The sequence below is a fragment of the Nonomuraea sp. NPDC050663 genome (genome assembly GCF_044456985.1).
GTDB lineage: Bacteria > Actinomycetota > Actinomycetes > Streptosporangiales > Streptosporangiaceae > Nonomuraea.
On record NZ_JBITGL010000013.1, the window covers coordinates 1 to 22,382 of the forward strand.

The 22,382-nt window shown below is 70.8% G+C and carries 23 protein-coding genes; 11 read left to right on the forward strand and 12 right to left on the reverse strand.

Annotated features, from left to right (window positions below):
• Positions 1 to 141: 141 nt before the first annotated feature.
• On the reverse strand, positions 142 to 2,205 hold the full coding sequence (gene ligA, locus ACIBH1_RS33060) for an NAD-dependent DNA ligase LigA (RefSeq protein ID WP_397317914.1): 2,064 nt from the start codon (positions 2,203 to 2,205) through the stop codon (positions 142 to 144).
• A 47-nt stretch (positions 2,206 to 2,252) separates the two neighbouring features.
• Positions 2,253 to 2,612 (reverse strand): VOC family protein, encoded by a 360-nt coding sequence (locus tag ACIBH1_RS33065; RefSeq protein WP_397317916.1) that lies wholly within the window; start codon positions 2,610 to 2,612, stop codon positions 2,253 to 2,255.
• A 14-nt stretch (positions 2,613 to 2,626) separates the two neighbouring features.
• On the opposite strand from ACIBH1_RS33065, the gene ACIBH1_RS33070 reads away from it, so the two are divergent.
• The gene (locus ACIBH1_RS33070) at positions 2,627 to 3,190 is read left to right on the forward strand and encodes a thioredoxin family protein (protein ID WP_397317917.1); all 564 of its coding nucleotides are present in this window, start codon (positions 2,627 to 2,629) and stop codon (positions 3,188 to 3,190) included.
• On the opposite strand, the gene ACIBH1_RS33075 is transcribed toward ACIBH1_RS33070, so the two are convergent.
• Complete coding sequence (locus ACIBH1_RS33075) at positions 3,143 to 3,484, reverse strand: hypothetical protein (protein ID WP_397317918.1); 342 nt, start codon at positions 3,482 to 3,484, stop codon at positions 3,143 to 3,145. The two genes, ACIBH1_RS33070 and ACIBH1_RS33075, sit on opposite strands and share 48 nt — an antisense overlap.
• 99 nt (positions 3,485 to 3,583) lie before the next feature.
• On the opposite strand from ACIBH1_RS33075, the gene ACIBH1_RS33080 reads away from it, so the two are divergent.
• Positions 3,584 to 4,078: a beta-class carbonic anhydrase gene (locus tag ACIBH1_RS33080; RefSeq protein ID WP_397317919.1), complete on the forward strand. Its 495-nt coding sequence runs from the start codon at positions 3,584 to 3,586 to the stop codon at positions 4,076 to 4,078.
• On the opposite strand, the gene ACIBH1_RS33085 is transcribed toward ACIBH1_RS33080, so the two are convergent.
• The gene (locus ACIBH1_RS33085) at positions 4,036 to 5,412 is read right to left on the reverse strand and encodes a sensor histidine kinase (RefSeq protein WP_397317920.1); all 1,377 of its coding nucleotides are present in this window, start codon (positions 5,410 to 5,412) and stop codon (positions 4,036 to 4,038) included. The two genes, ACIBH1_RS33080 and ACIBH1_RS33085, sit on opposite strands and share 43 nt — an antisense overlap.
• A 96-nt stretch (positions 5,413 to 5,508) precedes the next feature.
• Between ACIBH1_RS33085 and ACIBH1_RS33090 the strand changes: the two genes are divergently transcribed.
• The 4 genes from ACIBH1_RS33090 to ACIBH1_RS33105 all read left to right on the forward strand — a co-directional run bounded on the left by ACIBH1_RS33090 (position 5,509) and on the right by ACIBH1_RS33105 (position 8,856).
• Complete coding sequence (locus ACIBH1_RS33090; protein ID WP_397317921.1) at positions 5,509 to 6,621, forward strand: sensor histidine kinase; 1,113 nt, start codon at positions 5,509 to 5,511, stop codon at positions 6,619 to 6,621.
• Entirely contained in the window at positions 6,618 to 7,265 is a 648-nt protein-coding gene (locus ACIBH1_RS33095; protein WP_397317923.1) for a response regulator, read from the forward strand. Before ACIBH1_RS33090 ends, ACIBH1_RS33095 begins: the two co-directional genes overlap by 4 nt.
• Before the next feature lie 75 nt (positions 7,266 to 7,340).
• Positions 7,341 to 8,003, forward strand: coding sequence for an ATP-binding cassette domain-containing protein (locus ACIBH1_RS33100; RefSeq protein WP_397317924.1), 663 nt, complete (start codon positions 7,341 to 7,343; stop codon positions 8,001 to 8,003).
• A gap of 61 nt (positions 8,004 to 8,064) precedes the next feature.
• Entirely contained in the window at positions 8,065 to 8,856 is a 792-nt protein-coding gene (locus ACIBH1_RS33105; protein ID WP_397317926.1) for a glycerophosphodiester phosphodiesterase, read from the forward strand.
• Positions 8,857 to 8,863: 7 nt separating this feature from the next.
• On the opposite strand, the gene ACIBH1_RS33110 is transcribed toward ACIBH1_RS33105, so the two are convergent.
• Genes ACIBH1_RS33110 through ACIBH1_RS33130 form a run of 5 tightly spaced genes read right to left on the reverse strand, consistent with a single transcriptional unit; the run spans position 8,864 to position 13,242 of the window.
• Complete coding sequence (locus tag ACIBH1_RS33110) at positions 8,864 to 9,709, reverse strand: diacylglycerol/lipid kinase family protein (protein WP_397317927.1); 846 nt, start codon at positions 9,707 to 9,709, stop codon at positions 8,864 to 8,866.
• 29 nt (positions 9,710 to 9,738) lie between these two features.
• Positions 9,739 to 10,383, reverse strand: a complete 645-nt coding sequence (locus ACIBH1_RS33115) for a response regulator (protein WP_397317928.1) — start codon at positions 10,381 to 10,383, stop codon at positions 9,739 to 9,741.
• Positions 10,374 to 11,564 (reverse strand): sensor histidine kinase, encoded by a 1,191-nt coding sequence (locus tag ACIBH1_RS33120; protein ID WP_397317930.1) that lies wholly within the window; start codon positions 11,562 to 11,564, stop codon positions 10,374 to 10,376. Before ACIBH1_RS33120 ends, ACIBH1_RS33115 begins: the two co-directional genes overlap by 10 nt.
• Before the next feature lie 11 nt (positions 11,565 to 11,575).
• Positions 11,576 to 12,340, reverse strand: a complete 765-nt coding sequence (locus tag ACIBH1_RS33125; RefSeq protein WP_397317931.1) for an ABC transporter permease — start codon at positions 12,338 to 12,340, stop codon at positions 11,576 to 11,578.
• Positions 12,337 to 13,242 carry an ATP-binding cassette domain-containing protein gene (locus ACIBH1_RS33130; RefSeq protein WP_397317932.1) on the reverse strand — a complete coding sequence of 302 codons (906 nt, stop codon included), beginning with the start codon at positions 13,240 to 13,242 and terminating at the stop codon, positions 12,337 to 12,339. Before ACIBH1_RS33130 ends, ACIBH1_RS33125 begins: the two co-directional genes overlap by 4 nt.
• Positions 13,243 to 13,329: 87 nt before the next feature.
• Between ACIBH1_RS33130 and ACIBH1_RS33135 the strand changes: the two genes are divergently transcribed.
• From ACIBH1_RS33135 to ACIBH1_RS33145, 3 genes are read left to right on the forward strand one after another with little or no spacing between them, the layout of a single operon-like run.
• Positions 13,330 to 13,938, forward strand: a complete 609-nt coding sequence (locus tag ACIBH1_RS33135; protein ID WP_397317933.1) for a DUF2975 domain-containing protein — start codon at positions 13,330 to 13,332, stop codon at positions 13,936 to 13,938.
• 8 nt (positions 13,939 to 13,946) lie between these two features.
• Positions 13,947 to 14,747, forward strand: a complete 801-nt coding sequence (locus tag ACIBH1_RS33140; RefSeq protein ID WP_397317934.1) for an alpha/beta fold hydrolase — start codon at positions 13,947 to 13,949, stop codon at positions 14,745 to 14,747.
• Between the two features lie 9 nt (positions 14,748 to 14,756).
• Positions 14,757 to 15,620 (forward strand): helix-turn-helix domain-containing protein, encoded by an 864-nt coding sequence (locus ACIBH1_RS33145; RefSeq protein WP_397317935.1) that lies wholly within the window; start codon positions 14,757 to 14,759, stop codon positions 15,618 to 15,620.
• 146 nt (positions 15,621 to 15,766) lie between these two features.
• Here the strand turns inward: ACIBH1_RS33145 and ACIBH1_RS33150 are convergent, their stop codons facing one another.
• Entirely contained in the window at positions 15,767 to 17,821 is a 2,055-nt protein-coding gene (locus ACIBH1_RS33150; protein ID WP_397318128.1) for a type IIA DNA topoisomerase subunit B, read from the reverse strand.
• 247 nt (positions 17,822 to 18,068) lie between these two features.
• On the opposite strand from ACIBH1_RS33150, the gene ACIBH1_RS33155 reads away from it, so the two are divergent.
• On the forward strand, positions 18,069 to 18,299 hold the full coding sequence (locus ACIBH1_RS33155; protein ID WP_312894994.1) for a hypothetical protein: 231 nt from the start codon (positions 18,069 to 18,071) through the stop codon (positions 18,297 to 18,299).
• Between the two features lie 431 nt (positions 18,300 to 18,730).
• Here ACIBH1_RS33155 and ACIBH1_RS33160 read toward each other — a convergent pair whose 3' ends face one another.
• The gene (locus ACIBH1_RS33160) at positions 18,731 to 19,459 is read right to left on the reverse strand and encodes a GNAT family N-acetyltransferase (RefSeq protein WP_397317936.1); all 729 of its coding nucleotides are present in this window, start codon (positions 19,457 to 19,459) and stop codon (positions 18,731 to 18,733) included.
• Between the two features lie 26 nt (positions 19,460 to 19,485).
• Between ACIBH1_RS33160 and ACIBH1_RS33165 the strand changes: the two genes are divergently transcribed.
• Positions 19,486 to 20,202 (forward strand): YaaA family protein, encoded by a 717-nt coding sequence (locus ACIBH1_RS33165; protein WP_397317937.1) that lies wholly within the window; start codon positions 19,486 to 19,488, stop codon positions 20,200 to 20,202.
• Positions 20,203 to 20,575: 373 nt separating this feature from the next.
• Here the strand turns inward: ACIBH1_RS33165 and ACIBH1_RS33170 are convergent, their stop codons facing one another.
• On the reverse strand, positions 20,576 to 22,216 hold the full coding sequence (locus ACIBH1_RS33170; protein ID WP_397317938.1) for an RNA polymerase sigma factor: 1,641 nt from the start codon (positions 22,214 to 22,216) through the stop codon (positions 20,576 to 20,578).
• Between the last annotated feature and the right edge of the window lie 166 nt (positions 22,217 to 22,382).

The following is a 22,382-nucleotide window of genomic DNA, read 5'->3' on the forward strand; positions in this document are numbered from 1 at the left end:
AGGGCTTTCTGGTTCAGGGGTAGATGTCGCAATCCACACCGAACCCGGAAGCCCTTCCTCATGCCAAAACGATCATCCCCTGTACTCAACCTCTGGGTCAGTACACCTAGCCACTGGAGCGAGGGGACCTGGCAGCCGGAGCTACGCCATGAACTCCCCCACCAGCTCGGCGAACTCCTCCGGGCTCACCACCCGCACCTGAAGCTCCTCGGCCTTGGCCCGCTTCGACCCTGCCTTCTCCCCCGCCACCAGCAGCGAGGTCTTGGCCGAGACGCTGGACGACGCCTTGCCCCCGGCCCGCTCGATCAGCTCGTTGACCTGGTTGCGCGACAGCTCCTCCAGTGGCCCCGACATCGCGCCGGTGACCACCACGGACATGCCCGTCAGCGGCAACTCCGGCGCCGACGTCGCGGACCCGGACGGGTCGACGCCGGGCTCGGTCATGTTGACCCCTGCCGCGACCAGCTTGTCGATGAGCGGCGCCAGCTCGGCGAGCTCGGCGACGACGACCGGCGCCTTCTCGGGGCCGATGCCCTCGACCTGCTGGATGGCCAGGGCGTCGGCGGCGCGGATGGCCTGCATGGTGCCGAAGTGGCGGGCGATGCGGCGGCTCATGGAGCGTCCGGTGCCGCGCACGCCGAGGGCGCAGAAGACGCGGCTGAGCGGCTGGGCCTTGGCGCGCTCGAAGGCGGCCAGCAGGTTGTCGGTGCTGACCGCGCCCATGCGCTCCAGGCCGAGAAGCTGGTCGCGGGTGAGGTAGAAGAGGTCGGCGAAGTCGGCGATCATCCCGGCGTCGAGCAGTTGCTTGATGCGGTTGTCGGCCAGGCCCTCGATGTCGAGCTGGTCGCGTCCGGCGGCGTAGCTGATGGAGGCGATGGCGCGGCAGGCGCGCCCGCGCACGCAGCGCCAGCGCTCCTGCGACATGTCGATGGCGTCACCGCAGGAAGGACAGACGGAAGGGATCGGGATGGGCTGCTCGTCGCCGGTGCGCAGGTGAACCACCGGCGCCTCGACACGCGGGATCACGTCGCCCGCCTTGTAGACGGTGACGGAGTCGCCGAGCATCAGGCCGCGCCGGGTGATGTCGGCGACGTTGTGGAGGGTGGCGTAGGTGACGACGCTGCCGTCGAGCTCGACCGGCTCCAGCACGGCGCGCGGCGCGATGATGCCAGTGCGGCCGGTGTTCCACTCGACGCCGACCAGCTTGGTGATCTTCTCGGTGGCAGGCAGCTTGTAGGCGACCGCCCAGCGCGGGGCGCGTGAGCTGAAGCCCGCCACGGCCTGGTCGGCGGCGAGGTCGCACTTGACGACGATGCCGTCGATGCCGAACTCCAGCTCCGGCCGGGCCGCGGCGATCTCGTCGACGCGCTTCTGGACCTGCTCCAGGGTCTCGGCGACGATGCCGGCGACCGGGGTCACCTCGGTGGTCTGCACGCCCTGGCCGGACACCCAGGCCATGACCTCGCTGTGCGGCAGCTCGCGCAGCCGCGTGGCCAGCTCGGAGGAGTCGTCGGGCGCGGGCAGCGCGCCGTAGCCGAAGAAGGTCAGCTCGCAGACGTAGGGCCGCTCGCGGGTGCGCAGCGTGCCCGCGGCGGCGCTGCGCGGGTTGGCGAAGGTGGTGCCGTCGTGGGCCTGGCGCTTGGCGCACGCCTCGTCGAACTGGGCGGCCGTCATCATGACCTCGCCCCGCAGCTCGACGGTGACCGCGTCGGCCAGCCGGTCGGGCAAACCGACGATGGTGCCCATCGCGTGGCTGACGTCTTCGCCCGCGACGCCGTCGCCGCGGGTGACGAGCTGGACCAGCCGCCCGCGCCGGTAGCGGGCCGAGATGGCCAGGCCGTCGAGCTTGGGCTCCACGCTCCACGCGGTGACCGGACGGCCGATGCGCCGCTCCAGCGAGGCCGCCCAGTCGGCCAGTTGGTCAGCCCCGAAGACGTTGTCGAGGCTGAGCATCGGCACGGTGTGGGGCACATCGCCGACGACCGCGCCGCCCGCGACCTTGCCCGTCGGAGACTGCGGCAGGACCTGGTCGGGGTGCTCGCCCTCGTAGGCCTCGATGCCGCGCACCAGGCGGTCGTAGGAGTCGTCGTCGAGCGTCGAGGTGCCGTCGGCGTAGTAGGCCGCCGCGGAGTCGAGGGCGAGCTGAACCGCCTCGGCGTAGGCGGTCTCGTCGGCGATCACAGTGCTGGGAGGCGCGTCCGTCATAAGGCCATCATGCCTGGTGGCACCGACAATTCCGGATCACCGTACGGCTAGCGGCACAGGCAGAACGGGTGACCCACCGGGTCGAGGTAGACGCGCCATTCGTCGTCCTCGCTCGGCTGGACCTCGTGCTTGCGCGCACCGAGCTCCAGCGCCCGCTTCTCCGCCTCCTCCATGTCGTCGACCGCGAGGTCGAGGTGGAACTGCTGCGGGCGTTCGTCGTCCGGCCAGTCGGGCGGCCGGTACCCGGACACCTGCTGGAAGGCCAGGCGCATCGAGCCGTCGGACACCACGGCCCACTCGGCGTCGCCCTTCAGCTCCCAGCCGAGCAGTTCGGCGTAGAACCGGCCCAGGGCCAGGGTGTCCGGACAGTCGAGCACCGTGCTACGGAAACGGACGATTCCCGGCATGATTGACTCCTCTCATGGCTGTCAATTCCTTCATGGTCCCCCTCGGCACGCCCGCCCCCGACTTCCATCTGACGGCGATCGACGGCGGCAGTGTGAGCCTGTCCGATCTCAAGGGCTCACCGGCCACTTTGATCATCTTCCTGTCGAACCACTGCCCCTACGTCAAGCGCATCGAGAACGGCCTGGGACAGCTGGCGGCCGACTACGGCTCGCGTGTCTCAGTTGTCGCCATCTGCAGCAACGATCACGTCCGCTACCCCGACGACGACGCCACACACCTGGCGGAGCAGGCTCGGCGGGCCGGGTTCGGCTTCTCGTACCTCCTGGACGACACCCAGGAGGTGGCCAAGGCCTACCGGGCGGCGTGCACGCCCGACTTCTTCCTCTACGACGCCGACCTCAGGCTCGCCTACCGCGGCGAGTTCGACGACGCGCGGCCGTCCAACGACGTGCCGGTGACCGGAGCGTCCCTGCGCGCGGCGATCGACGCGCTACTGGAGGGCCGTCCCGTCGAGGGGCCGCAGAACCCGTCACTCGGTTGCGGCATCAAGTGGAAGCCGGGCAACGAGCCCGCCTGACAACGCCAGGACCAGTTCCGACGGCTCGGCGCCCTGCCACTCGGCGACCAGGCGCCTGCCCCGCTCGTCCGGTTCGAAGGGGTCGCGGCCCAGCGGCCCGAACCTGCCGGCGTCCTCCAGCTGCTGGACGAGCGGGTCGTCCTCGGGCAGGCTCTCGGCGTAGCAGGCCGCGTCCAGCAGGGCCAGTGCGCGGCGCGCGTTGCGGCCCTCGTCGTTCGGCTCGACCCGGTCGAGGCTGCGCCGTGCCTGTCCGCGCAGGTAGTCGGCCAGCAGTTGGGTCCTACTGATACTCACGGCAACATATCTTCACTCAAAGTGACGCGGGATGGCGGGCGGATGGGAAAGATGGAACCCGGAAACCAGCAGGAAACCGGCATGCTGGATGATTTAGCCATGACCGCTTTCGACGACCTGCTGGCCGCCAACGCGGACTACGCGCGCGACTTCCTCGACTCGGGCCTTCCTGGCAAGGCCGCACGGGGCCTGGCCGTGGTCACCTGCATGGACTCCCGCATCGACCCCCTCGGCCTCCTCGGGCTCAAGCCCGGCGACGCCAAGATCCTGCGCAACGCCGGCGCCAGGGTCACCGACGACGTGCTGCGCACGCTCGTGCTGGCCGTCTACCTGCTCGGCGTCGAGCGGGTGCTGGTGATGCCGCACACCGACTGCGGCATGGCCAAGGTCTCCGACTCCGACGTGTACGAGCTGACCCAGAGCCACGGGGTCGACACGCGGAGCCTGGAGTTCCACACCGTGCCCGACCAGAACGCCGCGCTGCTGCACGACCTCACCCGCATCCGCACCAGCCCCTTCCTGCCGAAGGACATGCCGGTCGGCGGCGCTATCTACGACGTGCGCTCCGGGAAGCTGCTTCCGGTCGACGTCTGATCGGCCGGATCGGCCGGGAGCCTCAGCACGAAGCAGGCTCCCGGCCCCTGCTCGGCGACCTCCAGGGTGCCGCCGTGGGCGTGGGCGATGCGGCGGGCGATCGGCAGGCCGAGTCCGGTGCCGCTCCTGTCGCGGCTGCGGGAGGCCGCCAGCCTGACGAAGCGCTGGAAGATCCGTTCCCTGTCCTCGGGCGCGATCCCGATGCCGTCGTCGGAGACGGTCAGGACGGCCTGGCCGTCCTGTTGCCCCACCATGACGGTGATCACGCTCCGGGCGTGACGCTCGGCGTTGTCGAGCAGGTTGTTCAGCAGCCGGGCCAGTTGCACGTCGTCCCCGTCGACCACGGCCTCGGACAGGACGCGCCGCACCTCCACCCGCCGCTGCCGGGACGCCAGCTCCCGGCGGACCAGGGCTGACAGCTCGACCGCCTCCCGGGCCCCGCCGTCCTCCGCGTCGAGCCGGGCCAGGTGCAGCAGGTCGGCGACGATCGCGTGCAGGCGGGTGAGGCCGGCCCGCATCGCCTCGCCCGAGGTCACCCAGTCGACGTCCTCGGGGTGGTCCAGGGCGTCCTCCAGCTCCAGTTGCATGGCGGCGATCGGGGTGCGCAGGTCGTGGGAGACGTCGGCGGTGAACCGGCGCTGCTGCTCGACCGCCTCCTCCAGCCGGTCGAGGGTCTCGTTGACCGTCGTGGCCAGCCGTCCGACCTCGTCGCGGCCGCCCTCGGGCACCCGGCGGGACAGATCGGTCACGGTGATCTCGGCCAGGTCGCGGCGGATCGCCTCGACACCGCGCAGCCGCCGTCCCATCCACCACCAGACGATCGCGCCGCTGACCGCGGCGACCAGGGCCGTCCACACGGCCAGCGCCGCGACGAGCGGGCCGCTGATGTACGGCGGGGGCACGGGCGAGAAGGTGTAGAGGCTCACCGTACGGCCCGCGAAGGGGATGCGCTGCGCGTCGACCTCCAGGGCGGACGCGGGGTGGAACGCCGAGGGCGCCAGCTCGAAGGTACGGGTCTGGGCCGTGGGCCGCCCTCTGCCGGGGACACCGGAGAAGGGGGCCTTGCCACGCAGTTCGGGACTGGCGGCGAGCACCCGCCCCGAGTCGTCGACGATCTGGGCGAACGACCGGTATTCGCGCAGCCGCAGGTCGAGTGAGCGGCCGTGGTTGATCCTTTCGAGCACGGACGTCGAGGCGCGCACGCCGTCGCGTACGGCCTCCGCCACCATCTCGTGACGCGCGCCCTGGACGAAGACCGCGCACAGGACCACGCCGGCGACGGCCATGACCGCCGCCGCCAGGATGGCCGCCTGAGCTCTGATACTTCGTTTCACAGACGCAGGATGCCCGAGGGGAGAGCCGATTCCAGTCATCCGAATATCTACTTACTGCTACGACTAAAGTCGGATCCCGCTGGAAAAATGATCACTATGGCGACGGGGAGACGGTGGTGGCCACGGCCGCTCGACGTACTGCTGTCCGCCGGATGCGTCATGTTCAGCCTGGTCGAGACCCTCAATCCGAGCGCTGACGCTCTCATCGGGGGGGGCTGGGGCCTCTTCCTCGTCGCGGCGGCTGCTGTCGTGCTGCTCTTCCGGCGGCGTTGGCCGCTCACCGTCGCCGTGATCGCCAGTGCCGTCTACGCCGTGGCCTACGGGCCGCCGATCCTCATCCTCGGCCTGTTCTCCGCCGGGCGTTACACCGGCTCCGTGCCCAAGGTGTCGGCGATCGCGGCGTTCGCGATCATCCTCGACCTGGCGGTGTGGAGCACCTACCCCTCGATCGTGCCGCTGTCAGCGGAGGTGCTGTACACGGTCACCTTCGTGGTCGCGGCCGCCGCCGGGGGAATCGTCTCGTGGCGCTACGTGGCCGCCACCCACGAGCGGGAGCAGGCGCTGCGGGCCGAGCGGGAACGCATGGTCGCCCTCGCCAGGGGAGAGGAGCGCGAGCGCATGGCCGAGGAGGTGCGCGACGTGGTCGCCCACAAGGTGAGCCTCATGGTCGTGGACGCCGGAGCGCTCGAGGTGTCGGCTGCCAGGGGCGCCGGCTGGGTCACCCAGATGGCCGTCCGGATCAGGCACACCGGCCAGGACGCGCTGGCGGAGCTGCGCCAGTTCGCGGGCACGCTCGACGCGGGACCCGCGCCGCTCTCGCCCCAGCTGGGCATCGGCGACATCGAGGCGACCGTGGAGCGGCTGCGCGAGTCGGGCCTGAGCGTCGGCCTCCGCACGGCCGGCGAGCCGCGGACCGTGCCGGCCATGGTCGAGCGCGCCGCCTACCGCGTCGCCGCGGAGGGGTGCTCCGTCATCCTGATCAATCAGCCCCAGGCCCACGTCGAGGTCGTCCTCTCGTACGAGCAGGACCACCTCGTCGTCGCGGTCACCCACACCAATCCCAGGCCGCGGCCCCGGCGCGACGGGGCCTGGCTGGCCGCACTCGCCGAACGGGTGTCTCTCGTCGGCGGCACGTTCCGGACCGTCCGCCGGCCGGACAACGGCCTCGGCATCGAGGCGACCTTTCCGTACAGGAGGACTCCGTCATGATCCGCTTGCTGCTCGTGGACGACGAGGCGCTGGTCCGTCACGGGTTGCGCACCATCCTGGAGTCCGATCCCGACATCGTGGTCGTGGACGAGGCGACCAACGGGGTGGAAGCCGTCGAGATGACCGCCCGCCACCGGCCCGACGTCGTGCTCACCGACATCCGCATGCCCAAGGCGGACGGCCTGGCCACGACCCGCGAACTGACCGGGCTGCCGAATCCACCCAAGGTGATCGTGCTGACCACTTTCGACCTCGACGAGTACATCTACGACGCGCTCAAGGCGGGAGCGGTCGGTTTCCTCCTGAAAGACACGCCGCCCGCCGATCTCATTCAGGGGGTCAAAACCGTCGCGGCGGGCAATGCGATGCTCTCGCCCTGCGTGACGATGCGCGTCATCAACGAATTCGCCGACCAGTCGGTCACCGACGTCCCGGAGGACATCCGCCGGCGTTTCGACACCCTCACCGAACGGGAGCGCGAGGTGCTGCGGCTCGTCACCCGAGGCCTGGCCAACGGCGACATCGCCCAGGAGCTCTACATGAGCGAGGCGACCGTGAAAACGCACGTCAGCCACGTCCTGTACAAACTCGGCGTGGGAAACCGGGTGCAGGCCGCCATTTGGTCCTACCGCCTCGGCGTGTGACTACGACTTTCGAATGAGGCGGGAATACCCGGTCGGCCGAGCGATTCGGCGGCGACCGGGTGATTGGCTTTTCCCATGCTCTTCAGAAAAGCCACCCCATCGACGGGAATCACGGTGACGTACGGCTCGGTCGTCGCGCTCAACGACGTCACCGCCGATGTCCGCGACCGCGAGCTGACCGCGGTCATCGGCAACGGATCGGCGGGGAAGAGCACGTTCCTGCGGTGCCTGGCCGGGCTCGAGTCCCCTGGCAGCAGGCCCGACAGGAACACGATCCTGGTGACGGGAACGCAGAGCCTTCCTCCCGGGCGCACCGTCGCCGAGTGCCTGCCCGGCACCGACGATCCGGCGTGGCGCGAGCGCGTCCTCGCGATCGCGGGCCTGGACGGTGAGCAGGACAGGACGGCTGGCTCGCTCGACGAGACCGACCGCCGCTCTCTCGAGATCGCCCGTGCCCTGTGCACGCGCCCCGGCCTGCTGGCCGTGGACCTGCCCGGATCCCCCGAGCTCTTCGCCCTGCTGGCGCGCTACGTGCGGGAGCTGGGCTGCACGATCGTCTTCGCCGCCCGCGAGGCGGCAGCCGCTCGCCCCGCCGACCGCGCGATCCTCCTGGATCTGGGTGACCAGGTGGGCGATCTCGCCCGCCCCACTCCCCGCGCGGTCGCCCGGCGCCTGGAGCGCGCCTCCCGCACCCCGAGCGTCTCCTGGATGAAGGCGCCCGTGATGATGCCCACCTGAGATCGGGACATGCCGGTCGGGAGTACCCGATAACCACTGGCTGTACATATATGATCACTTAGTGCTCGCAGCCCTCTTGATCACGCTCGACCTGCTCGTCGTCGCCCACCGCGGCGCCTCCGCCGTGGCCCCCGAGAACACGATGGCCGCCTTCCGGGCGGCTGGTACGGCAGGCGCCGACATGTACGAGCTGGACGTGCGCCAGACCAAGGACGGCCAGCTCGTCGTGGTGCACGACTCCACCCTGGCCCGCACCACCAACGTCGAGCGCCTCTACCCCGATCGGGCGCCGTGGCGGGTCAGCGACTTCACGCTCGCGGAGATCAAGCAGCTCGACGCGGGCAGCTGGTTCGGCGCCGGCTTCACCGGCCAGCGGGTGCCCACGGTGCGCGAGGCGATCGCGGCCTCGTCCGACGGTCCCGGGCTGGTGCTGGAGGTCAAGAACCCGACGACGGCCATGGACACGCCGCTGACCCAACTGCTGAACGAGCTGCCCTCCGACACCATCGTGCTCAGCTACGACTGGGCGTTCCTGCGGCGACTGCAGACCCATGCCCAGCGCGCGACGCTCGGCCCGGTGAGCCTGGCCCGGCTGCCCGCCGTGGCGGCCTTCGCCGACCTCGTCGTGGTGCGGCACGACTCGATCACCCCGGCGTTCGTCAAGCGGGCTCACAAGCTGGGGCTCAAGGTGATCAGCACGACGGTCGACCGGCCCGCCATCATGCGCCGCATGCTCGCCTCGGGCGTGGACGGCATGCTCACCAACCGGCCGCGGGTCGCCCGCAACGTGGCGGATATGAAACCCGAGTTCGAGGAGCTGCGCAACGTCATCGGCGACATGCTCGGCCGCTGACCCGCGCTCACGGGGTCAGCAGCCTCCACGCTCCCGGCACCACGGTCCAGGTGCGGCGGTTGATCTTCGCTCCGAGCTCGCCGTCCGCGTTGACCGGCACCGCCTGGCCCGAGATCGACACCTTCCTGCCGCGCAGCGCCCGGACCTCCCCCAGCCGGGTGTGCTCGCCCCTGCGCAGCCGTACGCCGAACGCCAGCCGCTGCAGAGGGCCGACCGCGAACGACACGACCACGTCCACCAGCCCGTCGCCCGGTTCGGCGCGCGGGGCCAGCGGCGTGCCGCCGCCGATGGTCCGGCCGTTGCCCAGGCCCACCATCAGCACCCTGCGCGTGCCGTCGGCGACGCACTCGCCGTCGACCGTCACCCGCAGCCGCCACCCGCGCGCCCGCACCCCCGCCACCAACGCGCCCACCCGGTAGGCGAGCCGGGACAGCACCGGCTTGAGCGCCTGGGCGCGCAGCGACGCCTCGGCGCCCACGCCCACGTGGACGGCGTTGACGACCACGCCGTCCCGGTCGTCGACCAGCAGGTCCATCGGACGCTCCTGCCCTTCGAGCACGGCCTTGACGGCGTTGTCCGGCGTGATGCCCGCCGTACGCGCCAGGTCGTTGCCGGTGCCCATGGGGATCAGCCCGATCGGCCGCGCGCCCAGCTCGCCCCGCTCGTGCAGGGTGCGCACCACGTGATGGAGGCTGCCGTCACCGCCCATGACGACAGGGATGTGATCGGGGTAACCGCCGACCTCCCCGGCGACCACCACCTCGGCGTGCGCGCGCAGCTCGCGCAGGATCTCCTCCTGCGCCTCGTCGTCCACGCCTCCGGCGGCCCGATTGCAGATGACCAGCAGCTTCATGCCCTCTGTGCTGCCCGCGCCGGACGGTTTCAGCCGTCGAGGTAGCGCAGGATCGCCAGCACGCGGCGGCTGTAGCCCGGCTCGCGCGGCAGGTCGAGCTTGTCGGTGATGGCGTTGACGTGCTTCTCCACCGTGCTCAGCGAGATGTGCAGGCGCTCGGCGACGGCCGCGTTGACGAACCCCTGGGCCAGCAGGTCGAGCACCTGGCTCTCGCGGGGACTCAGCGTGGCCAGCGGGTCGGTGTTGGTGGTCCTGGCCAGGAGCTGGCGCACCACCTCCGGGTCGACCACCGTGCCGCCCGCCCGCACCCGCTCCAGCGCGCGCAGGAACTCGGCCACCTCAGAGACCCGGTCCTTCAGCAGGTAGCCGACGCCGCCCGGACTGCCCCCGAGCAGGGCGGCGGCGTAGGTCTTCTCCACGTACTGCGACAGCAGCAGCACGCCCACCCCGGGATGGCTCTCCCGGATCTCCAGCGCCGCCCGCACACCCTCGTCGCGGTGGGAGGGCGGCATGCGCACGTCGACCACCGCCACGTCGGGCCGCTGCCGCCCGACCTCGGCCAGCAGCGCGGGCGCGTCGCCGACGGCCGCCACGACCTCGTGACCGGCGTCGTGCAGCAGCCTGACCAGGCCCTCGCGGAGCAGGACGGAGTCGTCGGCGAGGATCAGGCGCACGGGAGCCTCGCGGTGATCTCGGTCGGCCCGCCGTCCGGGCTGCGCACCGCGAACGTGCCGTCGAGCGCCAGCACCCTCCTGGCCAGCCCGGCCAGCCCGCCGCCCGCTGGGTCGGCCCCGCCGCGGCCGTTGTCGGAGACGCTCACGCTCACGGTCCGTCCCTCCTGTTCCAGGACCACCAGGATGTCATCGGCGCCGGAGTGCTTGACCGCGTTGGTGATCGCCTCGCGCACGACGAAGTAGATCGCGGTCTCGGCTTCCGAGGGAAGCCTGCCGGTGAGGCCGTGGTGGATCGTCACCGGGACCTGGGAACGTTCCGCGGCTCCCGCGAGCGCCGCTTCGAGTCCGAGCTCGTCGAGGGCGGTCGGGTAGATGCGCCACGCGACGCTGCGCAGCTCGTCCAGGAGGCGCCGGGACTCGCCGTAGGCCTCCTCGACGAGCTCTGCCGTACGGCGGAGCGTACGGTCACCGTCCAGGGCGTTCTCGGCGCCGAGTTCGTGCCTGGCGCGTCCCAGCAACATCGCCAGCGCCACGCCGCGCTGCTGCACGCCGTCGTGCAGGTCCCGCTCGATGCGGCGGCGCTCGTCGTCGACCGCCCGCACGATGCCCGCCCGGGTGCTGGTCAGCTCGGCGATCCTGAGCCGCATGAGCTCCACCTCGCCGGGCCCGAGGAAACGCCCGGCCAGCCATCGCTCGGCCGCGCCCACCACGGTCGCGCCGAGCACGACGAGCGCGATCAGCAGGCCCGCCGTCGTGAAGCCGACGGCCGCACCGCTGGTGACCACGCGGACGCCGGGCAGCATCACCCGGACGGGTTCCGACGTTCCCCTGACGAGGTCCCACACCCCTCCGGCCAGCAGCAACCCGGTGAGGAACACCGCCGCCGCGAAGCCGTACCCGGCGACCACTCCCAGCAGCCCGCGCACGGCCAGGTAGCCGTAGCCGGCGCGCCCCTGCCCCGCCTCGTGGTCGAACCACCGCCGCAGCCTCCGGCGCTCGGCGGCCAGCAGCCGGGCCAGCCCCCGCCCGGCCAGCCGCTCCACGGCGCCGCCGCCTCCCGGCAGGCGCGAGGTCAGCAGCGTCACCGGCCAGGCCACGCAGACGAAGGCGAGCTCGACAAGGCCGAGGAGCAGGCCCGAGACGACCCCGCCCACCCGGCGCATGACGATATTTCCTGACACGGGCGAGCAGTCTAGGCGTCGCGCCGGCGTAGCACGGCCAGCCCGGCGACCAGCGCCACCCCCGCCCACCCGACCAGCCACGCCAGCCCCTCACCCGCGGAGTACGGGATCGGCCCGCCGGTCAGGTTGTCGGCGCTGCCCATGAAGGCCAGCCCGGCGAACATCGGCAGCCGCATCGAGATCTCCAGCGCCACCGGCACCCCGGTCATGGCCAGCAGCAACGGCAGGCCCATGAGCATCATGAACACCACGGTCAGCGTGCCCGCCGACCCGCGCAGCGCCGCCCCCGCCCCGACGGTCATCACGCCGACCAGGGCGAAGAACACCCCGGTGGTGACCAGGTCGTGCACCAGCGCCCCCGGCTCCAGCCGGACCAGCCCTCCGAACACCTCGGTCGACAACACCACGTAGTTGACGGCGGTCGCGACCGCGCCGCTCACCACCCCCACCACGAACAGCACCGGCGCCACCACCAGCGCCTTGGCCGCCAGCACCCGCCCGCGCAGCGGCGTCGCCTGCAGCGTGGAGCGGATCGAGCCGGAAGAGTACTCCGAGGTGATCACCAGCATGGCCAGCGCGACCAGCGCGAACTGCACGAACGAGGTCGCCGACACCACCGGGCCGCTGGCCTCCACCACCTCGCGCTGCTCGGTGACCGCCGAGCCGCCCAGCGTCAGGGCCGTGAGCACCATCGACACCATCGTGGCCGCCAGGCACCACCAGGTGGAGCGCACCGACCACACCTTCACCCACTCGGACGCCACCGTGTTCCTCATGACCGCACCCCGTACTCCACGCTCGACTCCGTCAGCTCCCGGTAGGCCTGCTCCAGCGACGCCTCCCTGGTGCGCAACTCGTGCAGCCGCACCCCCGCCTCGTGCGCCAGGTCCCCCACCCGCTCGACGGCGATGCCGGTCACCTGCAGCTCGTTCTCGCCCGTCCTGGTGACCTCGCCTCCCGCCGCCGCCAGCCGTACGGCCAGCTCACCGGCGTGCGGCGTGCGCACCACGACGGCGGTCAGCGAGCTGCGCGCGATGACGTCGGGCAGCGGCGCGTCCATGATCAGCCGGCCCTTGCCGATCACCACCAGGTGGTCGGCGGTCAGCTGCATCTCGCTCATCAGGTGGCTGGAGACGAAGACGGTCCGCCCCTCGTCGGCGAGCGAGCGCATCAGCTGCCGCACCCACCGCACCCCGTCGGGGTCGAGCCCGTTGACCGGCTCGTCGAACATCAGCACCTCGGGATCGCCCAGGAGCGCCGCCGCGATGCCCAGCCGCTGGCTCATGCCCAGCGACAACGCGCCGGCCCGCTTGCCCGCCGCCGACTCCATCCCGACCATCTCCAGCACCTGCGCCACCCGCCCCGCCGCGATGCCGTTGCTGCGCGCCAGCGCGCGCAGGTGCGCCCGCCCGCTGCGTCCCGGATGCATCGCCCGCGCGTCCAGCAACGCGCCGACCGTGCGCAGCGGCTCCTTCAACCGGTGGTACGGCACGCCGCCGACCAGCGCGACGCCGCTCGTGGGCCGGTCGAGGCCGAGAATCAGCCGCATCGTCGTGGACTTGCCCGCCCCGTTCGGCCCGAGGAACCCGGTGACCGTGCCCGGCTTGATCTCCAGCGTCAGGTCGTCGACGGCGGCGCGGTCGCCGTACCTCTTGGTGAGAGCTTTGAGACTGATCACGAATGGCCACGCTAGAAGGCGGCCGGAGCGTCCACCATGGGGTGAAACCGCCGACTCTGATGGCGGAAAACCGTAATCGGAGGAGCCATGCCGACTCGGAGCTCATGGTTCGTCGGACCCCTCATCCTGCTGATCCGCCTGACCGGCGGGCTCTGGGCGATCTTCGGCGTGGCCTACGTGATCAACGGGTTCACGCAGGTCGGCGGCCACGTCACGGTGACCGTCAAACCGCTCGGCAACCAGGTCGTGATGCCCGAGCTCGCCCTTCCGGCCGGGGTGTCGCTCGAACCGCCCTCGGATCGGGTCGACCTCGTGGCGTGGGGGTCGACGCCGGCCGAGCAGTTCCTGACCCGGGCCGACACGCTCGTGATCGGACTGTGCGCCGTGGCCGGCGCCCTGCTGCTGCGATGGCTGCTCGACTCGATCCGCGAAGGGACCCCGTTCCGCGACGGCAACGCGCGGATCGTGCGGCAGCTCGCCGGGCTGCTCGCCCTGTCCGCCCTGGCGGGCGCCGCCTTCCCGATGGCGGCGGCCATGCTGGTGCTCAGCCGGATCGGGGCGACGGACAGCTTTCACGCCGACACGCCCTTCCCATACGCGGCCGTGGCGCTCGCCCTCATCATGCTCGTGCTGGCGCGGGTCTTCGAGGCCGGGGCGACATTCGTCCAAGACGGAGCTCCAGCCCCGGGTGCATGATCGTTTGTATGAGGGAGTACGACGTACGGCAAGCGCACGACCTGCACGTGACCCACGACGGCCCGGGGCAGGGGCCACCCCTGCTGCTCATCCACGGTTCCGGCGCCTCGGGCGCCTTCTGGCAGCCGATGATCCAGGCCCTGTCCGCCCGGCACCACGTCATCCGCGTCGACCTGCCCGGCTGCGGCCACTCCCCTCCCGCCCGTTCGTACGACGTGCCCCACCAGGCGGCGCGCGTGGCGGCAGTGCTCGACGACCTCGGCCTGAGCGACGTCACCGTAACCGGCCACTCCAGCGGCGGCTACGTCGCCACCTCGCTGGCCGAACAACGCCAGGACCTGGTGCGCTCGCTCGCGCTCATCAGCACGGGACCGAGCCCCGCCGCCCTGCTCCCCCAGCCGTTGCTGCTCAGGCTCCTCCTGACGCCGCCGTTCGGGCGCCTCGTCTGGTCACGGCGCTCCGACACGATGATCCGCAAGGGCGTCGAAGTGACCGCCGCGCGGCCCGTCCACCTGCCCGACGACCTCGTCGCCGACGTGCGCGGCATCACCTACCGGGCCTTCCGCGGGGTGATGGACGGCAACACCGCCTACATCACCGAGCGCGACGTCCCCGGACGGCTGGCCGCCCTCGGCATCCCCACACTCGTGATCTTCGGCGCCGCCGACCCGCGATGGGAACCCTCCTCTGCCAGGCAGTACGAGGCCGTACCCGGCGCCCGCATCGACCTGCTGCCCGGCGTCGGCCACCTGCCGATGATGGAGGCGCCCGGCCTGACCGGCGAGCTGCTCCTCGACTTCGTGACATAGAGTAGTCATGTGCTGGTAGCCGGCTCGCCGCCCGACTGGGCGCTGGTGGACATCACCGTCCCGCGCTCCTCGATCAGGCTGCCAGGGGTCGCCATGGCGGGCTTCCACCACCGCGCCCCAGCCCGCGTCGACCTGGCCATGGTCGCCCACCCATCGATCACGGTGCTCATCGACCTCAGCGAGGGCGCGGGCACCGTGTACGACACGCGGGACCGGCATGAGCGCGGCAGCGTCGTCGTCGGCCTCCTGCCCGGCGACCTGCGCGCCGGCGGGCAGGGGGCGGGCGAGTGCTTGCAGATCCGCCTGGAGCCGGTCGCCGCCGCGGCGGTGCTCGGCGGCGGCTCGGCCGAGCTCAGCGGCGAGCTCGTGCCGCTGGCGGAGCTGTGGGGGCCGGAAGCGGCCCACACGGAGGAGCGGCTGCGAGCCGCCTCCTCATGGGACGAGCGGTTCACCATCGCCGCGGCACTCCTGGCGCGCCGCCTGGCCGACCGTGACGCCGTCGACGCGCCCGTCGCCCACGTGTGGCGCCGGCTGGCGGGCAGCCGGGGGCGTGCGCGCGTCGAAGGGCTGGCGGACGAGATCGGGTGGAGCCGCAAACGGCTCTGGGCACGGTTCCGAGCGCAGCTCGGGATCGGGCCCAAGCGGGCGGCACGGCTCGTACGGTTCGACCACGCGGCCCACCTCCTCGCATCGGGGCGCCCGGCGGCGGAGGTGGCGGCCGAGAGCGGGTACGCGGACCAGTCGCACCTCAGCCGTGAGGCGCGGGTCTTCGCGGGACTGACACCCGCGGGGGTGGCGGCGGCGCCATGGCTGGCGATCGACGACGTCGCCTGGCCTCGGGTGGCGGGCGTGCCTGCCCCTGGGGGCGTGTGATCGCGCCCTCGCGCGACATACCCGACGCACTACGACCCCGCGCCTCCGGCATGCAACGACCGATCCACGCACTCCCGGCATGCAACGACCCGCCGCGAGCCCCGCGCAAGCTGAAGGCCACGCGCCGCCACAAGCGAAGTCGACGGTCAGGCGTCGATGTGGTCCCGGTCGACCTCGGCCGCGCTGTTCACGATGAACTCACGCCGAGGCGCGACGTCGCTCCCCATGAGCAGGCTGAAGATACGCTCGGCCGACTCCGCGTCCTCGATGCGCACCCGGCGCAGGATGCGGTGGCGCGGGTCCATGGTGGTCTCGGCCAGCTGGTCGGCGTCCATCTCGCCCAGGCCCTTGTAGCGCTGCACCGGGTCCTTCCAGCGCTTGCCGCGACGCTCCAGGTCGCGCAGGACCTTGTGGAGCTCCGCGTCGGAGTAGCAGTAGACGTACTTGTCCTGCCCCTTGCCCGGGTTGGTGAGCTCGATGCGGTGCAGCGGCGGGACGGCGGCGAAGACGCGGCCGGCCTCGACGAGGGGGCGCATGTAGCGGTGGAAGAGGGTGAGCAGCAGGCAGCGGATGTGAGCGCCGTCGACGTCGGCGTCGGCCATCAGGATGATCTTGCCGTAGCGGGCGGCCTCGAGGTCGAAAGAACGGCCCGAGCCGGCGCCGACGACCTGGATGATCGCGGCGCACTCGGTGTTCTTGAGCATGTCGGCGACGGACGCCTTCTGCACGTTGAGGATCTTGCCGCGGATGGGCAGCAGCGCCTGGAACTCCGAGTCGCGGGCGAGCTTTGCGGTGCCGAGGGCGGAGTCTCCCTCGACGATGAACAGCTCGCTGCGGTCGACGTCGTCGCTGCGGCAGTCGACCAGTTTCGCCGGCAGGGCGGAGTTTTCGAGGGCGCTCTTGCGCCGCTGGTTGTCGCGGTGTTCGCGGGCGGCGATGCGGGCCTTGGCGGCGGCGACGATCTTTTCGAGCACGCCGCGCAGCGGCTGCTTGAAGCCGCGCGGCGGGTTGGCGTAGAGCGCCTTGAGCTCGCGCGAGAGCACGTGGGAGACGATGCGGGTGGCCGCGGAGGTGCCGAGCACTTCCTTGGTCTGGCCTTCGAACTGGGGCTCGGGCACGCGGACCGTGACGACGGCGGTGAGGCCCTCGAGGATGTCTTCCTTGTTGACCGGGTCGTCGCCGTTCTTGAGCAGGCGGGTCTCGCGCAGCTGCTCGTTGATCGTCTTGACCAGGCCGCGCTCGAAGCCGGTGATGTGGGTGCCGCCCTTGGGGGTGGCGATCACGTTGACGAAGGAGCGGACCGTGGTGTCGTAGCCCTTGCCCCAGCGCAGCGCCACGTCGACGGTGAGCTCGCGCTCGACCTCGGTGGGGGTCATGTGGCCCTGGTCGTCGAGGACCGGGACGGTCTCGTGGAAGTGGCCCAGGCCCTGCAGCCGCAGGACGTCGCAGACGGCCTCGTCGCGGGCCAGGAAGTCGGTGAACTCCGAGATGCCGCCGTCGAAGCGGAACTCCTCGACCGTCTCGCCCTGGATGAGGACGAGGGTCAGGCCGGGAACCAGGAAGGCGGTCTGGCGCAGCCGTACGTGGATCTCGTCGACCGAGACCTCGGCGTCGGGCAGGAAGATCTGGCGGTCGGCCCAGAAACGCACGCGCGTGCCGGTGACGCCGCGCTTGGCCCGCCCGCCGTCGTGCAGGCCGGACTTCTTCTTGAACTTGGCCGAGGGGCCTTCGCCGTCGAAGACGCCGGGCACGCCGCGGCGAAAACTGATGAGGTGGACCTTGCCACCGCGGTCGACCTCGACGTCGAGCCGGGACGACAGGGCGTTGACGACCGAGGCGCCGACGCCGTGGAGACCGCCGGAGGCGGTGTAGGAGCCCGTGCCGAACTTCCCGCCCGCGTGGAGCTTGGTGTAGACGAGCTCGACGCCCGCCAGGCCGCTCTTGGGCTCGACGTCGACCGGGATGCCACGGCCGTTGTCGCGGACCTCGATGGACCCGTCGGCGTGCAGTTCCACTTCGATGCGCGTGCAGTAGCCCGCCAGTGCTTCGTCGACGCCGTTGTCGACGATCTCCCACAGACAGTGCATGAGGCCACGGCTGTCGGTGGACCCGATGTACATGCCCGGGCGCTTGCGCACCGCCTCGAGCCCTTCGAGCACCGACAGGTGACGAGCTGTGTAACCCGCCTCCACCACCGTCACATCGGCCCCTTCCAACACGGCATCGAACACCTGTGCGTAGCCTACCGTTCTTCCCGCCCGGGCGGATACAAGCTTGCCACGGCGACACGTTTGCCATGACAGAGAGCTTGATCATCATTACTTTTGGCCACATTCCGCTCTCGGCGTAGCGGAGGTGCGGTTGGGAACGTTCGCATCCGGTTAGATGTTGTCCCAAGTGACTGACGCCAGATCCTCGCTCCGGCGAGGGTGACCCGAAAGGCGATACGTGACTGGAGCACTCGCCCCCGTTAAGCCGCTGACGGCACTCGACCGTTGTGACCGCTGTGGCGCCCAGGCCTACATCCGTGCGACTCTGCCCATAGGTGGAGAGCTTCTGTTCTGCGCCCACCACGGTCGTCAGCACATAGCAGCCCTCCGCGACAAGGGAGCGGAGATCCTCGACGAATCCGCCAAACTCAGCAAGACCTCGGCCACCGCGGCCGAGGGCGAGCGCTGATCGTATAACTGCACATTGCGCCGCAGGCGGGTGACGCCGCCGGCGGCGAGTCATAGCCATACGGACACGGCGGTCCCGACCCTCGGGGCCGCCGTGTTCGCCTATGAGTCGCGGGCATGGATACGACGCGTGGCGATGGCACGTGGCCACGGGACTTGGTCGCGGGACTTCGTCGCGGGACTTCGTCGCGGGACTTCGTCGCGAGGCCCAAGCCGCGTCGGCATGATCGCGGGATCTGCGCCGCGCGCCCGCATGGTCGCGGCGTCTCGCCACGCCCGCATGATCGCTTCACCTGACCCGCCGCATAGCCGTGCCGCATAGCCGCGCCCGCATGATCGCTTCGCCTGACCCACGGCATAGCCGCGCCGCCTCACCCCACCTGGCCATTCCAGCGTCGGCTCCTCAGGGCCTCGCCATCGGCCGGTGGTGCCCTATGCCAGGCGAGTCCGTCCCTGAGTGGGCTGGTCCGCGAGCACGCGGTAGTGGTATCCGCCCTCCGGCTCGAACCCCTCCGCGCGGTACAGCGTCTGCGCGGCCGTGTTCCGCTCCACCACCACCAGGTACGCCCGCGGCACCCCCGCGTGCGCCCGCAGCCCCCTGAGCACCGCCCGTGCGAGCCCCCTCCGCCTGGCCTGAGGCAGCGTGGCCATGCCGTAGATCCCCAGCACGCCTCCGCCCTGCACCACCCCGCGCCCCACCGCGAGAGCCACGCCGTCCTCCTCGTAGGCGGCGTAAATGCTGGGCACTCCCCGCAGGATCTTCGCCACGACGGGCAGTTGCGACGGATACCTCCCATCGACCGCCCACCAGCTCTCCATCCACCCGTCCCACGGGTGGTCGGAGATCTTCAGGCTGTACGGCGAAGCGCCTGGCTCCCCCGTCGCCCACATCCCCATCGTCGGTTCCACCAGCGCGTATCCGCGGGCCGCCAGGAAGTCGTCCAGCGCCCCACCTCCGAGCGAGAAGACACAGGGCAACCCTCTGGACGTGTAAAAGGCCTCAGCGGCCAGCACAGCCTCTTCCAGGTCGTCCGGCATCCCCCGGACGAGCACCGAGTTGGCCCGCTTGGTCACGCCCTCAGCCGCCCGGAACGTCCACGGGCCGTGGTCAAGCCTCTCCAATGCGGGCCACGCTTCGTCCACAAGCAGACTCAGATCCATCCGCGCACCCTACTAAGCTCTGCGACGTGCTCATTCTGCTGCCCCCATCCGAAGGAAAGGCCCAGGCCGGGAACGGTCCCGCGCTCGGCGAGTTGTCGTTCTCCAAGCTGGAGCGGCACCGCAGGCGGGTGATCAGCGCCCTGGTCAAGGCCTCCAAGCGCCGCGACGCGCTGGAGGTGCTGGGGCTCAGCCAGGGGCAGAAGGACGAGCTCGCGAAGAACGTCGTCCTCAAGGAGGCCGCCACGCTGCCCGCCGCCGAGCTGTACACGGGGGTGCTCTACGACAACCTCGGGCTGGGCACGCTGAGCCCCGGGGCGGCGCGGCGGGCGGAGGAGCAGGTGCTGATCTTCTCCGGGCTCTGGGGGATCGTACAGGTCACCGACCGGATCCCGCCCTACCGTCTGTCGATGGGCGTCAACCTGCCGCCGCTGGGCGGGCTGGCGTCGTTCTGGCGGCCGGCGATCACCGCCGAGCTCGATCGGCTTCCGGGGCTGGTGGTCGACATGCGGTCCAGCACGTATGCGGGGGCGTGGAAGCACCAGGGGGTGGCCGTGCGGGTGTTCAGCAACGGGAAGGTCGTCAGCCACATGGCCAAGGCCACCCGGGGCGAGATCGCCCGCGCGCTGCTCGAGTCGGGCGAGGATCCCGCCACTCCGGAGGCGCTGGTGAAGCTCCTCGGCGAGCTCGGCTATGCCGTACGGCTGGACGCGAGCTCGACGAAGGTGGACGTGGAGACAGGCTGAACGGGCCGGGGCGTCCGTAGACCACGGAAAGCCGCCACCCGTCTCGAAGGCCGCCACCCGTCGAAGGCCGCCACCCGTCAAAGGCCGCGGCCCGTCGAAGGCCGCGGCCGTCGAAGGCCGCGGCCGTCGAAGGCGGCCCGTCGAAGGCGGCCGCGCACCAAAGGCGGCCGCCCGCCGCCCGCCAAACGTCGCCGCCCGCCGACAGCGACAGCGACAGCGACAGCGACAGCGACAGCGACAGCGACAGCGACAGCGACAGCGACAGCGACAGCGACAGCGACAGCGACAGCCCACCAAACCCGCAGCCCCCTGAAACAGCAAACCGCTGGAGCCCCCCGAAGGGGACCCCAGCGGCAGCGCGCTTCCTGCTCTCCTAGTCCAGGTAGTCCCGCAGGACCTGGGACCGGGACGGGTGGCGAAGCTTGGACATCGTCTTCGACTCGATCTGCCGGATCCGCTCACGGGTGACCCCGTAAACCTTGCCGATCTCGTCGAGCGTCTTGGGCTGTCCGTCGGTGAGCCCGAACCGCATCGACACGACGCCCGCCTCGCGCTCCGACAACGTGTCGAGAACGGAGTGCAACTGCTCCTGCAACAGTGTGAAGGAGACGGCGTCGGCCGGGACGATGGCCTCGGAGTCTTCGATGAGGTCACCGAACTCCGAGTCGCCTTCCTCACCCAGCGGGGTGTGGAGGGAGATGGGCTCGCGGCCGTACTTCTGGACTTCGACGACCTTCTCGGGCGTCATGTCGAGCTCGCGGGCCAGTTCTTCAGGCGTGGGCTCGCGGCCGAGGTCCTGCAGCATCTGCCGCTGGACGCGGGCCAGCTTGTTGATCACTTCGACCATGTGGACCGGGATGCGGATGGTCCGCGCCTGGTCGGCCATGGCCCGGGTGATCGCCTGGCGGATCCACCACGTGGCGTAGGTGGAGAACTTGTAGCCCTTGGTGTAGTCGAACTTCTCGACGGCGCGGATCAGACCGAGGTTGCCCTCCTGGATCAGGTCCAGGAACAGCATGCCGCGGCCGGTGTAGCGCTTGGCCAGCGAGACCACGAGGCGGAGGTTGGCCTCCAGCAGGTGGTTCTTGGCCCGGCGGCCGTCTTCGGCGATCCACTCGAGCTCGGCGCGCACGTCGACCGGCAGGTTGTCGGCCTCGCCGCTGCCCAGCTGCTCCTCGGCGAACAGGCCCGCCTCGATGCGCTTGGCCAGTTCGACCTCCTGCTCGGCGTTGAGCAGGGGGACCTTGCCGATCTGCTTCAGGTAGTCCTTCACCGGGTCGGCGGTGGCGCCGGCGGCGGCCACCTGGGCGACCGGGGCGTCATCGTCGTCGTCGGAGAGGATGAGCACCTCGTCGTCGGACTTCTCGTCGGCGGCGACGGGGGCCTCGACCTTGGGCTCGGCCTCCTCCTCCGTCTCCTCTTCGGTCTCGGTCTCGTCCTCGACGACGACCTCGTCCTCGACCTCGAGGTCTTCGAGGTCTTCGAGGTCGACCTCGCCCTCGATGTCGAGATCCTCGTCGTCTTCGTCGGAGTCCTTGCCGGCGGCCTTGGGAGCGGCGGCCGCGTTCTTGTCGGCGGGGACCGTCACGGCCTCCGCCTTGGGCGCCGCAGCCTTCTTGGCAGGCACGGCCTTCTTCGGCTTCTTGGCAGGCTCCGCCACTTCGTCAGCCCTGGCCTCCTCAGGCACGACCGCTGTCACGGTCTCGGGCTGCTGCTCCTTGGCGGCCGCTGCGATCTTGGTCTTGACGGGGGCGGCGGTGCGACGCTTTGCTGGTCCACGAGACTTCTTCGGCGGCGCCGAGTCAGCGGCGGTCAACCGGACGATGACGCCTTCCTTGCTGAGGGTCCGCAGGACCCCGGCGGCTTGCGACATCGGGATGTCGGCCTCTTCGAAGGCCTTTCTGACATCCTCAGACTCGAGGTAACCCTGCGAGCGCCCACGCTCGAGCAGTCGCTGAATGACGGGCTCGTTCAGCTCATTTGGCTTCGAGCGAGTCGAACTTGCAGGCGACACGAACACCTCTCGAACGAACGCGTGGCGACAATGGACCCAAGTGCCCGCTGGGGGGCTTGCCTCTCTACAGAGAACGCCGTGCGGAGTGCGACGGACCATCCAGCATTCTGGCACGGCTCAGCGCTCCATACGGCCACCTCCCGGCGGTTGACCTCCACCCTAGGCC

Coding starts and splice junctions, on each gene's coding strand:
- ligA (WP_397317914.1), bottom strand. CDS start 2,205: ATGACGGACGCGCCTCCCAGCACTGTGATCGCCGACGAGACCGCCTAC.
- ACIBH1_RS33065 (WP_397317916.1), bottom strand. CDS start 2,612: ATGCCGGGAATCGTCCGTTTCCGTAGCACGGTGCTCGACTGTCCGGAC.
- ACIBH1_RS33070 (WP_397317917.1), top strand. CDS start 2,627: ATGGCTGTCAATTCCTTCATGGTCCCCCTCGGCACGCCCGCCCCCGAC.
- ACIBH1_RS33080 (WP_397317919.1), top strand. CDS start 3,584: ATGACCGCTTTCGACGACCTGCTGGCCGCCAACGCGGACTACGCGCGC.
- ACIBH1_RS33090 (WP_397317921.1), top strand. CDS start 5,509: ATGGCGACGGGGAGACGGTGGTGGCCACGGCCGCTCGACGTACTGCTG.
- ACIBH1_RS33095 (WP_397317923.1), top strand. CDS start 6,618: ATGATCCGCTTGCTGCTCGTGGACGACGAGGCGCTGGTCCGTCACGGG.
- ACIBH1_RS33100 (WP_397317924.1), top strand. CDS start 7,341: ATGCTCTTCAGAAAAGCCACCCCATCGACGGGAATCACGGTGACGTAC.
- ACIBH1_RS33110 (WP_397317927.1), bottom strand. CDS start 9,709: ATGAAGCTGCTGGTCATCTGCAATCGGGCCGCCGGAGGCGTGGACGAC.
- ACIBH1_RS33125 (WP_397317931.1), bottom strand. CDS start 12,340: ATGAGGAACACGGTGGCGTCCGAGTGGGTGAAGGTGTGGTCGGTGCGC.
- ACIBH1_RS33135 (WP_397317933.1), top strand. CDS start 13,330: ATGCCGACTCGGAGCTCATGGTTCGTCGGACCCCTCATCCTGCTGATC.
- ACIBH1_RS33140 (WP_397317934.1), top strand. CDS start 13,947: ATGAGGGAGTACGACGTACGGCAAGCGCACGACCTGCACGTGACCCAC.
- ACIBH1_RS33160 (WP_397317936.1), bottom strand. CDS start 19,459: ATGGATCTGAGTCTGCTTGTGGACGAAGCGTGGCCCGCATTGGAGAGG.